Source organism: uncultured Clostridium sp. (genome assembly GCF_900547735.1).
Classification (GTDB): domain Bacteria; phylum Bacillota; class Clostridia; order Lachnospirales; family Lachnospiraceae; genus Otoolea.
On record NZ_URHZ01000054.1, the window covers coordinates 1 to 12,088 of the forward strand.

Consider the following 12,088-nt stretch of genomic DNA (forward strand, 5'->3'; position numbering starts at 1 on the left):
CGGGAGCGAGTCCCCGTAGGAATTTTTTCTCCTGGATTCCCCCTCACCACATCCTATAAACCGGGACTGAAGACTCATCCATCCCCCCCCCCACTCCCCGTCCGCCGTCTTACAGAGGCGTCCTCACATCTCAACTCCCCCTCCTCATGCCGATAAAAAAATAAGCTACCGCGTTGCTTTTTTACTCAAACTTTTGTATACTATGCTAAGTAGAAGATAGAAAATATGTTTGGAGGCTTAGATACAGTGGCAGGCACGAGCAGAAAGAAACAGGATACAGGCAGCAGGAAGAAGCAGGCGGGTACGACGAACACAAAGCGTTCAGGCACTGGTAGAAAAAAGGCGGCTCCGGTCGTAGAAGAGAATAGTTTTATGGGAACGGAAGTGGCGATTATTGTTTCATTTGCAGTATCGGTGCTTCTGTTTTTGAGTAACTTTGGCCTTTGCGGCGCAGTGGGCGATTTTTTCCGCAAGGTGATGCTGGGAGTTTTCGGGAGCATGGGTTATGCGGCTCCGGTACTCCTCTTTTTGGGCACCTGTTTTTATATGTCCAACAGGGGAAATTACAGGGCGTTTTTGAAGATGGGAGCCGTGGTTATCGTGCTCCTGGCACTCTGCGGCCTGGACCAGATGACATTTGGCGGAGGACTGAAAGAGGGCTGGAAACTGGGGCAGTACTATGTCCAGTCGGGAACCAGCGGCGACGGCGGCGGATTTGCAGGCGGAGCGCTTGTGCTGATGCTCTGTCCGGCCCTTGGAAAAGTGGGCACTTATCTTGTCCTGATTGTCGCTTTGATTCTGGGCGCCGTGTGCATAACGGAAAAGTCCCTGGTAAGCCTTGTGAAAAAGGGCAGCGGACGAGCCTATGAATACGCCAGAGAAGATATGAGCAGGAGACGTGAAATCCATGAGGAGCGCAGGGAAGAGAAGAGGCGCATGAGGGAAGAACAGCGCGTGCGCGGCGTGGATTTGGACGCTACCAACTTAAACGATGCTCCGCTGATGCGTGAATTTGCGGCCGGCATACCGGAGGGAACCCTGCTGGCCGACGACGATACGGCCATGGATATGGAAGTGGATATTCCGGCAAAGCAGGCGGTGAGCGGCGGGGAGAATATGGACCGGCCCGGAAATCCGGCCGATATTTTCCGTGGAAGCATTGCCATGCCCCATTATGCCGCTGAGACGGACGAGGAGGAAGCAGCAGCCGCATCGGAGCGGACAAGCGCTGCGGCCGATGAAAAACCGGCTCCCGCTGCGGATATAAAGAAGGAAGGCAGAAAGAGAGACAGGGCCAGCGAGGAGACGGACGATATCCTTAAGAATATCTATGTAAGGCGCGATACCAGGACCTTTGAAGAATTCTCCGGCGAGGAGCGCGAGATAGGCGGCAGGCATCCCGGTTTTACAGCCGTGAACACATCCGATTATGCGGAGGAGGAAATCCCCTGGGACGGCGGAGAGGAACCGGAGGGCTACTATACGGAATCTTACACGGAACCATCCCCCGAACCGGAGCATTTTGACGATTCGGAACAGGTGAACCGTTTCTATGATGAGTATGAAGGAAGTGAGCCGTACGGAAGCGCGGAGGCAAACTACATAGAAGATGAAATTTACGAAGATACGGACGCAGGCGCGCCGGAAGACGAGGGGCTTAATTATGACAGTTTCTACGTCCCGGAGGAGCCTAAGACCGTTGTCACGTCATCGGGCAAGGTGATCGAGACGGATACGGAGATGGTCCGCAAGACCATGGAGAAGAAGAGGGCGGAGAAAAAAGCCCGGCCCGAGGACGAAATGAGCGTCAATGAGCAGATTGAAAAAAGGGCCGAGGCCGAGAAGGTCGTCAAGAAGGAATACAAGGTTCCTCCGCTGGATTTACTGAAAAAGGGAACAAAGAACAACGGTGGATTTTCCGAAAAAGAGTATAAGGAGACGGCTATCAAGCTGCAGCAGACGCTGCAGAACTTCGGCGTCGGCGTTACCGTTACCAATATCAGCTGCGGCCCGTCCGTAACAAGGTATGAACTTCACCCGGAACAGGGAGTGAAGGTCAGTAAGATTGTCGCGCTCTCGGATGACATCAAGCTCAACCTGGCTGCCGCGGATATCCGTATCGAGGCTCCGATCCCCGGAAAAGCGGCCGTGGGCATTGAGGTCCCCAATAAGGAAAATAACGTGGTCCTGCTCCGCGATCTGCTGGAGTCGGAGGACTTTAAACGTCACGGTTCCAGGATGGCGTTCGCCGTCGGCAAGGATATTGCGGGACAGGTGGTTGTGACCGATATTGCGAAGATGCCGCATCTTCTGATTGCCGGCGCCACCGGTTCCGGTAAATCGGTGTGTATCAATACGCTCATTATGAGTGTGATTTACAAGGCAAAGCCAGACGAGGTCAAGCTCATCATGATTGACCCGAAAGTCGTGGAACTCAGCGTATACAACGGAATCCCGCATCTTCTGATTCCGGTTGTAACCGATCCGAAGAAGGCGTCCGGCGCTCTTAACTGGGCCGTGGCCGAGATGACGGACCGCTATAATAAATTTGCCAAATACAATGTCAGGGATTTAAAAGGCTACAACGAAAAGGTAGAATCCATTGCGGATGTTGACGATGATAAGAAGCCGGAGAAGCTCCCGCAGATTGTCATTATCGTGGACGAGCTTGCGGATCTCATGATGGTTGCCCCGGGGGAGGTGGAGGATTCCATCTGCCGTCTGGCTCAGCTTGCCCGCGCCGCGGGCATCCATCTCGTTATTGCCACCCAGAGGCCGTCGGTTAATGTCATTACGGGTCTCATTAAGGCTAATATTCCGTCCAGAATCGCATTCTCCGTATCATCGGGTGTGGATTCCAGGACGATTATCGATATGAACGGTGCGGAGAAGCTGCTTGGAAAGGGAGATATGCTCTTTTATCCTTCCGGTTACCAGAAACCGCAGCGTGTGCAGGGCGCCTTTGTCTCGGATCAGGAGGTATCGCGCGTCGTTGAATTCCTGACGGAACAGGGAATGACGGCGGATTACAATCCCGAGGTGGAGTCCAAAATCAGCACCGCGTCCTTCAGTGACGGTCCCTCCGGCGGCAGTGACCGGGATGCCTATTTTGTCCAGGCGGGCCGGTTTATTATTGAGAAAGACAAGGCATCCATCGGAATGCTGCAGAGAATGTTCAAGATCGGTTTCAACAGGGCAGCCAGAATCATGGATCAGTTAGCCGACGCAGGCGTTGTCGGGGAAGAGGAGGGCACAAAGCCCAGAAAAGTCCTGATGACCATGGAACAGTTCGAGAATATGATGAGTGAATAACAGGGTACAGCGGGTAATTGACGCATGGAAGTGATTGTTTTGCCCTGAAATGCGTATGATAAATCAGGAGGAACTACAATGAAACTTAGAGAATGGCTTAGTGAGATGAAATATGAGCTTCTGAAGGGAAACCTGGACGAAGAGGTAAACGAGGTGGTCTACGACTCCAGGAAGGCCGCGGAGCATTCGGTGTTTATCTGCATGCGGGGAGCGAATGTGGATTCCCATAAATTTATCCCGGACGTCATTGCGAAGGGAACCAGGGTTCTGGTGACGGAGGAGGCGGTGGAAGTGCCTTCCGATATCACGGTTTTAAAGGTTGAAAACGGAAGGAATGCCCTTTCCCTGCTTTCGGCCGCCCGTTTTGGATACCCGGCCAGAAAGATGACGACGATCGGCGTGACCGGAACAAAAGGAAAGACCACATCGACTTATATGATAAAAGCGATTCTGGAAGCGGCGGGGGAAAAGACCGGCCTGATAGGTACCAATGGGGCGATTATCGGGGAGGAACATTACCAGACCATGAATACCACCCCGGAATCCTATCTCCTGCAGCAGTATTTTGCAAAGATGGTGGAACAGGGCTGCCGCTACATGGTGATGGAGGTTTCCTCCCAGAGCTATCTGATGCACCGGGTGGACGGAATCTTTTTCGACTATTCCATCTTTCTCAATATTTCCAACGATCATATCGGACCGAATGAGCATGCCAGTTTTGAAGAATATCTTTACTATAAAAAACAGCTTCTGCAGAACAGCCGCCTTTGCCTCGTGAACCGGGACGACGGACATTACAGTGAGATCATCGAGGGTTCTAAAGCGGAGATTAAGACATTTTCAATGGAACACGACGCAGATTTCCGGGCCGGGGATGTGAAGTACATAAGGGAAGACAATTTCGTCGGCCTTGATTTTAAGATGACCGGGGAATACAACATCGAACTTCGGGTTAATGTCCCGGGACTTTTCAATGTTTATAATGCGATGGCTGCCGCAGGAGTGTGCAGTTATCTGGGGTTACCGGCGGATAAGGTGGCTCACGCCATGGAACACATGCAGGTGGACGGCCGGATGGAGATTGTCTACAAATCGGCAAAGTGCACGGTGATCGTCGATTACGCCCACAATGCGGTCAGCATGGAGAGCCTTTTAAGGACCCTCAGGGACTACAAGCCCAGGCGCCTCGTCGTTGTCTTCGGCTGCGGCGGGAACCGGGCGAAGGACAGAAGGTATTCCATGGGAGAGATCGGCGGAAAGCTGGCGGATCTTTCGATTATTACGGCGGACAATTCACGCTTTGAGAAGGTGGAAGACATCCTCACGGATATTAAAACAGGCCTTGCCCGGACAGCGGGAGAATTCATCGAAATCCCGGACAGACGGGAAGCGATCGAATATAGCCTGTCCCACGCAGAAGACGGCGATATCATCGCGATAATCGGTAAAGGACATGAGAATTACCAGGAGATCGAGGGCGTAAGACATCCGTTCTTAGACAGGACCGTGGTGAAGGAAGCCGTCAAAAAGCTTGGGATGTTAGAATAGAAGAGATGTGGAGCAGTCAGACAATGGAAAATATCAGGGTAAAAGAGATTGTGGAGGCGGTAAACGGCCGTCTCCTCTGCGGCGGTGAAGAAACGCCGTTAAAACATATAAGCATTGATTCCAGAAGCATGAAGGGAGCGGATCTTTTTGTGCCCCTGATCGGTGAAAAGGCGGATGCACACCGCTTTTTAAAGCAGGCCTTTGAAAACGGCGCGGCGGCTTCACTGACCTCGGAGCACGATGAGCCGCCGGAGGAAATCACAGGGGCGCTCATCCGTGTGGAGGATACGAAGAAAGCCCTTCAGGATATCGGCAGGTATATCAGGGAGCGTCTCACGCTGCCTCTTGTCGGCATCACCGGAAGTGTGGGGAAGACCACGACCAGGGAGATGGTTGCGGCGGCGCTTTCGGCGGGTTACAGGACCTTTAAGACGCCCGCCAACCACAACAGCCAGGTGGGAGTCCCGATTACAATATCCGAAATTTCAAACGAAGACGGAATCGGTGTTTTGGAGCTGGGGATGAGCGAACCGGGGGAGATGGAAGTGATAGCGGATATCGCCCGCGTGGATACGGCCGTGATTACCAACATCGGTGTAACACATATTGAAAATCTCGGTTCCAGGGAGAATATCCTGAAAGAAAAGCTTCATATCCAGGATGGAATGAAGGCAGGCGGAACCCTGTTTTTGAACGGGGACAACGATTTGCTTCAGGATGTGAAGGCCAAAGAGGGCTGCAGTACGGTCTATTACGGGCTGGGGGAAAACTGCGGTTACCGTGCCGTAAACATTGCCTTTGACAATGGCCGCCCCTCCTTTGACATGGTTCATGGGGACACGGTGCTGCCGGTAAGGCTGGAAGTGATGGGGGAGCACAACATATTGAACGCACTGGCTGCGCTGGCAGTGGCGGATCACTATGGCGTGCCCTTAAAAGATGCGGCGGAGGCGCTCAGGGAATTCGACGGCTTCAAAAACCGCCAGCAGATTTATGTAACCGGAGGCGTCACGGTGATCGATGATACCTATAATGCAAGTCCCGATTCCATGAAGGCGGGAATCCGTGTCCTGGCATCGCTTGAGGACTGCAGGAGAAGAATTGCCGTCCTGGCCGATATGAAAGAGCTGGGGGAAAATGCTCCCCTGTTCCACCGCGAGATCGGAACCTTCCTGACGGGACAGCCGGTGGATGAAGTAGTGGTTTACGGGGAACTGGCAGAGGAGATTGCAAAAGGCGCGGAGGGGAAAATCAAAACCGCAGTCTTTAAAGAAGCACAGAAAGAAGAGATGACGCAGTATCTTGAAACACTTCTTCAGGAAGGCGACGCCGTGCTTTTCAAAGGTTCCAACAGCATGAAGCTGGGGGAGACGGCTGCACACTTTATCCGGAGAGGAACGATGGAATGACAAAATACACCTATGCCGATATAATTATTGACATATCCCATGAGAAGGTAGACCGCACGTTTCAGTACAGGATACCGGAAGAATTGGCGGGAGAAATCTATGTGGGGGTGCGCGTTAAGGTGCCCTTCGGCAATGGGAACGCGGCCCGCAGCGGGTTCGTGGTGGGCTTGAGCAACACGCCTGAATTTGATACGGAACGGATGAAAGAGATAGCTGGGGTTGTGACCGGAAGTATATCGGTCCAGTCCCAGCTAATTCAGCTTGCATGGTGGATGCGGGAAACATACGGTTCTACGATGAACCAGGCTCTTAAGACGGTCCTTCCGGTCAAGCAGAAGATGAAGCCGAAGGAGAAGAAGAGCATCCGATGCCTGCTTGAAAAAGAGGAGCTTCGGGATGCCATAGCCGAGGCGGAGAAAAAGAATTATAAGGCCAGGCTCCGGCTGTTGAAAGCGCTTGACAAAACGCCCGTGATTCCTTCGGAGGTGGCGGAAGCCCAGCTCCAGATCACGGCGGCTACGTTAAAGCCGATGCTCGAAAAAGGCCAGGTGGAGATTTTAACGCGGGAGGTATACAGGACTCCGTTTAAATCCCTGACCCACACCGGCGCCGCGGCCAGCTTGAATGAAGAACAGAAGGCGGCGGCCGGGCGGTTCTTTGCGGAGTATGATGAAGGACTACGGAGCACCTATCTTCTTTACGGAATTACCGGCAGCGGAAAGACGGAAGTTTACATGGAGCTGATGGATCATGTATTAAACCAGGGCAGGCAGGTAATCCTTTTGATACCGGAGATTGCGCTGACTTACCAGACCGTCATGCGCTTCTACAGCCGTTTCGGGGATCGGATTGCAATTATCAATTCCAGACTTTCGGCAGGCGAACGCTACGATCAGTGGGAACGCGCGGCAAAGGGAGAGGTCTCGGTGATGATAGGCCCCCGTTCCGCGCTGTTCACCCCGTTTCAGGACCTGGGGCTGATTATTATAGACGAGGAGCATGAGGGCGCCTATAAGAGCGAAACCATGCCGCGTTACCATGCCAGGGATGTGGCGCAGAAGAGGGCTGAACTGTGTAGCGCCAGCCTGGTGCTCGGGTCGGCCACGCCGTCTATGGAGGCGTACACCAGAGCGGTAAGCGGCGAATACAGGCTACTGGCCCTCAAAAACAGGGCGGTGAGCGGCAGCGCCCTTTCACAGGTGGACGTCGTCGATCTGCGGAAGGAGATGGCCGAGGGGAATAAGAGCATGTTCAGCAGGAGGCTTACACAGCTGATAGAGGACAGACTGATGAAAAAAGAGCAGATCATGCTTTTTATCAACAGAAGGGGATATTCCAACTTTATTTCCTGCCGTTCCTGCGGTGAGGCGGTTAAATGCCCTCACTGCGACGTATCGCTCACACTCCATAAAAATAACCGTCTGGTCTGCCATTACTGCGGCTATTCGGTGCCCCTGATGAAGCTCTGTCCGTCCTGCGGCTCACCCTATATAGCCGGTTTCGGCGCGGGTACGCAAAAGCTCCAGGAGCTGACGCAGAACGCCTTTCCGCAGGCCAGGATTCTCAGGATGGACGCCGACACGACGGCGCGCAAGGGAGGTCATGAAGAGATTCTGGCCGCGTTTTCCGCACACGAGGCGGATATCCTGATCGGCACGCAGATGATTGTAAAGGGCCATGATTTCGGCAATGTGACCCTGGTCGGAATTATGGCGGCCGACCTGTCCCTGAATACGCCGGATTACCGCTGCAGTGAGAGGACGTTCCAGCTTTTAACCCAGGCGGCGGGCCGGGCCGGAAGAGGCAGCCTTTCCGGAAATGTGGTAATTCAGACTTACCAGCCGGAGCATTATGCCATTGTAACGGCGGCGGAACAGAATTATGAAGAATTTTACCGGCAGGAGATGGTATACCGCAGGATGATGAGTTATCCGCCCGCCTGTTTCATGCAGGCCGTGCTCTTTTCGGCGAACAGTGAAAGGCAGCTTGAACTCTGCTCGGGCCTTGCCCTGGCCGCGGTGGAGGCCATGGGATATACGGAAAAAGAAGTGCAAATCATAGGACCCGTCAGGGCGCCCGTATACAAAGTTAATGATATATACAGAAAAATTTTATATATAAAGAGTAAAAATTGTGATATACTTGATAAAATCAGGTGTAATATCGAAACATTGGCGGCAGGAGATGAGAGGTTCAAAACACTGTCACTTCAGTTTGATGTTTCATAGCCTGATTTTAAGAAAAAGAACCATATTTACAGAGAGGGAATGAGAAATGGCAATCAGATCAATCAGAACCATGGGGGACGAAGTCCTTGAAAAAGAGTGTAAACCTGTTAAGGAGATGACGGAGCATACCGCTGAGTTAATAGAAGATATGTTTGAGACGATGTACGAGGCGAACGGAGTCGGCCTCGCGGCTCCTCAGGTGGGAATCAGAAAGCAGATCGTCGTAATCGATGTGGACGACGGCAATCAGTATGTGCTGATTAACCCGGAGATTACGGAGACGGAAGGCAGCCAGACCGGTTCGGAAGGCTGTCTGAGCGTACCGGGCAAGACGGGTATCGTCACAAGACCGGAAAAAGTGAAGGTAAAAGCCTTAAACGCAAAGATGGAAGAGTTTGAGCTGGAGGGTGAAGGCCTTCTTGCAAGGGCGATCTGCCATGAATGCGACCATCTGAAGGGACAGCTCTATGTAAGCCTCGTGGAAGGCAAACTGGAAGATGTGACGATGGAAGAGGAAGAGGATTAAGAATGAGAATTGTATTTATGGGTACGCCTGATTTTGCCGTCCCGACACTGGAGGCGCTGATCAGGGGAGGACACCGGGTGGAAGCCGTTGTAACCCAGCCCGACAAGCCGAAGGGCAGAGGGAAAGCGGTGCTTATGACTCCTGTGAAGGAGAAGGCGCTGGAACATGGGATACCTGTCTACCAGCCGTCCAGGATAAAGAAGGACGAAGAATTTTTCCACATCCTTGAGGAGATTGCTCCCGATGCGATTGTGGTGACCGCTTTTGGCCAGATTCTTCCCGAGAGGATCCTGAATCTCCCGAAATACGGCTGTATCAACGTACACGCGTCTCTGCTTCCGAAGTACCGGGGCTCTGCGCCGATTCAATGGGCCGTAATCAACGGCGACCGTGAATCGGGCGTCACCACGATGATGATGGATGTGGGATTGGATACCGGCGATATGCTCGAGAGAACCGTTGTGACTCTGGATGAGAAGGAAACCGGAGGAAGCCTGTTTGACCGGCTCAGCACCGCGGGCGGGGAATTAATTCTCTCCACCCTCGAAAAGGCGGAGAACGGGACGCTTTTAAGGACCAGACAGCCGGAAGAGGGCGCCTGCTATGCGGGAATGCTTGACAAGGCACTTGGTAAAATAAACTGGGATATGGAAGCGGAGGCCATCGAGCGCCTGATCCGGGGCCTGAATCCCTGGCCGAGCGCCTACACCTCCTATGAGGGAAAGACGTTAAAGTTCTGGGATGCAGAGGTAGTTCCCTGTGATGATGCAAAAGTAACGCCGGAAGCCGTAAACGGGCAGATTGTCGGCGTTTTGAAGGACAGTTTTCTTATAAAAACGGGAAAAGGCTGTCTGAAGATTAATGAACTTCAGCTGGAAGGCAAAAAGAGGATGGATACGGGCGCATTTTTGCGCGGGTATCCGGTGAAAGAGGGGACGGTTCTGGGAGAATAATAATTGTCTTCCGGGATAAGTATGAAAAACGCCTGATAGGAATCGAGTGATGAAAGGAGTTTTTTATGTACGGCTATGGATACGGATATTATAACCTGTTTGAACCGACAATGATACTTGTTTTAATTGGTGTTGTGCTTTCGATGATCGCTTCATCCAAAGTCCAGAGCACCTATGCGAAATATTCCAGGGTCAGAAGCATGACCGGGATGACCGGTGCCGAGACGGCCAAACGTCTTTTAAATTCCCAGGGAATATACGACGTGCAGGTGCGCAGGGTGGCCGGCAATCTGACGGACCACTATGATCCGAGGAGCAAGACGGTAAACCTGTCGGAATCGGTCTATGATTCGGCATCGGTTGCGGCAATCGGCGTGGCGGCCCATGAGTGCGGCCATGCAATCCAGGACAATACGGAATATGTTCCCTTAAAGGTCAGAGGAGCCATTGTTCCGGTTGTGAACATCGGCACCCAGCTTTCCTGGCCGATGATTATCCTGGGTATTTTCATTGGAGGCGCAGGTTCCCCGCTGGTGCAGATCGGCATTCTTCTGTTTACGCTCTGTGTTTTATTCCAGCTTGTAACGCTTCCCGTGGAATTCAACGCGTCCTCGCGCGCCGTAAAGCTTCTCGATGAGACGGGAATCCTTTCCGGAGAAGAGGTCGGATATACGAAAAATGTACTGGGCGCAGCCGCGCTCACCTATGTAGCGGCAGCCGCAGGCTCTATTTTACAGCTTCTGCGTCTGTTAATCCTGTTTGGAGGAAGAAGAGATGACCGTTAAAGAACCGGCTCTCAGGGAGATTATCCTGGATATACTGCTCGAAGTGCTGGAAAAGGGGAAATACAGCCATGTGATTCTTTCACAGGCGCTCACGAAGTACCAGTATCTGGAGAAGCAGGACCGTTCCTTCATTAAGAGGGTTGTGGACGGTACGGTGGAGTACCTGATTCAGATTGATTATATTATAAATTCATATTCTAAAGTAAAAGTAAATAAAATGAAACCGGTGATCCGTACGATTCTCAGGATGTCCGTATACCAGATCTGCCATATGGACCGTGTGCCGGATTCGGCCGCCTGCAATGAAGCGGTGAAACTGGCTGAGAAACGCGGCTTTTCAGGGTTAAAGGGCTTTGTAAACGGAGTGCTCCGAAGCATATCCAGAGGGAAAGCGGATCTTAAATTCCCGAATGACTCCGTCCGGTATTCCGTTCCGGAATGGCTGCTTGCCATGTGGAAAAAGTCGTACGGTGAGGAAACACTGAGGGTGATGCTTGAAAGCCTTCTCACGGAGCGTCCCCTGACGGCCAGATGCTGTCTTAATAAGGCCGGTAAACAGCAGATTATCGAGTCTTTGACGGCACAGGGAGTCACGGTGGAGGACAGCCGGTATGCTTCCGATGTCATCCGTCTTCGCGGAGTGGACTATCTGGAGAGCCTGGATGCCTTCAGGCAGGGACTGCTTCAGATCCAGGATTTGAGTTCTTCCCTGGCGGGAGATGCCGCCGGAATTAAGGAAGGCGATTACGTGATCGACGTGTGCGGCGCGCCGGGCGGAAAAGGTCTCCACGCCGCCGATATCCTGAACGGCACCGGCATGGTGGAAATCCGGGATATCAGCGATGCGAAAGCAGCCATGATAGAGGAGAATATCGCTAGAAGCGGCCTTGGCAATGTAAGGGCCGCCGTCTTTGACGCACTCACGTTTGACAAAGCGTCCGAGGAGGCCGCCGATGTCGTGATAGCCGATCTTCCGTGTTCCGGCCTTGGAATTATAGGCAGGAAACCGGACATCAAATACAATATGACTCCCGGGAAGCTGCATGAGCTGGCCTGCCTTCAGAGGGAGATTCTTTCCGTAGTGCACCGGTATGTAAAACCGGGCGGTACGCTGGTCTACAGCACATGTACGGTCAACAGGGAAGAGAATGAAGAGAATATGCGCTGGTTTATGGAACAGTTTCCCTTTGAACCGGTGAACATAAAAGGACGTCTGGGAGAAGAACTTGCGGAACCGACCATGGAGTCCGGGTATATCCAGTTTCTGCCCGGAGTGCACCCCTGTGACGGTTTCTTTATCGCAGTCATGAGGAGAAAACAGTAGTAT

At 52.6% G+C, this 12,088-nt stretch carries 8 protein-coding genes; all 8 read left to right on the plus strand.

Going from position 1 to position 12,088, the window contains the following annotated elements; genetic code table 11:
• The first annotated feature begins 372 nt into the window (after positions 1 to 372).
• On the plus strand, positions 373 to 3,312 hold the full coding sequence (locus QZT18_RS15935; RefSeq protein ID WP_366925907.1) for a DNA translocase FtsK 4TM domain-containing protein: 2,940 nt from the start codon (positions 373 to 375) through the stop codon (positions 3,310 to 3,312).
• A 78-nt stretch (positions 3,313 to 3,390) separates the two neighbouring features.
• Positions 3,391 to 4,860, plus strand: a complete 1,470-nt coding sequence (locus QZT18_RS15940) for a UDP-N-acetylmuramoyl-L-alanyl-D-glutamate--2,6-diaminopimelate ligase (RefSeq protein WP_294149222.1) — start codon at positions 3,391 to 3,393, stop codon at positions 4,858 to 4,860.
• Between the two features lie 23 nt (positions 4,861 to 4,883).
• Positions 4,884 to 6,269, plus strand: coding sequence for a UDP-N-acetylmuramoyl-tripeptide--D-alanyl-D-alanine ligase (gene murF, locus QZT18_RS15945; RefSeq protein WP_294149224.1), 1,386 nt, complete (start codon positions 4,884 to 4,886; stop codon positions 6,267 to 6,269).
• The gene (gene priA / locus QZT18_RS15950) at positions 6,266 to 8,497 is read left to right on the plus strand and encodes a primosomal protein N' (RefSeq protein ID WP_294149226.1); all 2,232 of its coding nucleotides are present in this window, start codon (positions 6,266 to 6,268) and stop codon (positions 8,495 to 8,497) included. The genes murF and priA overlap by 4 nt, the downstream gene beginning before the upstream one ends.
• Positions 8,498 to 8,543: 46 nt before the next feature.
• Complete coding sequence (gene def / locus QZT18_RS15955; protein ID WP_294149229.1) at positions 8,544 to 9,023, plus strand: peptide deformylase; 480 nt, start codon at positions 8,544 to 8,546, stop codon at positions 9,021 to 9,023.
• A gap of 2 nt (positions 9,024 to 9,025) precedes the next feature.
• Complete coding sequence (fmt, locus tag QZT18_RS15960) at positions 9,026 to 9,976, plus strand: methionyl-tRNA formyltransferase (protein WP_294149231.1); 951 nt, start codon at positions 9,026 to 9,028, stop codon at positions 9,974 to 9,976.
• Between the two features lie 65 nt (positions 9,977 to 10,041).
• A complete protein-coding gene (locus tag QZT18_RS15965) occupies positions 10,042 to 10,761 on the plus strand; it encodes a zinc metallopeptidase (protein WP_294149233.1) in 720 nt (239 codons plus the stop codon).
• On the plus strand, positions 10,751 to 12,085 hold the full coding sequence (gene rsmB, locus QZT18_RS15970) for a 16S rRNA (cytosine(967)-C(5))-methyltransferase RsmB (RefSeq protein WP_294149235.1): 1,335 nt from the start codon (positions 10,751 to 10,753) through the stop codon (positions 12,083 to 12,085). Before QZT18_RS15965 ends, rsmB begins: the two co-directional genes overlap by 11 nt.
• Positions 12,086 to 12,088 lie beyond the last annotated feature (3 nt).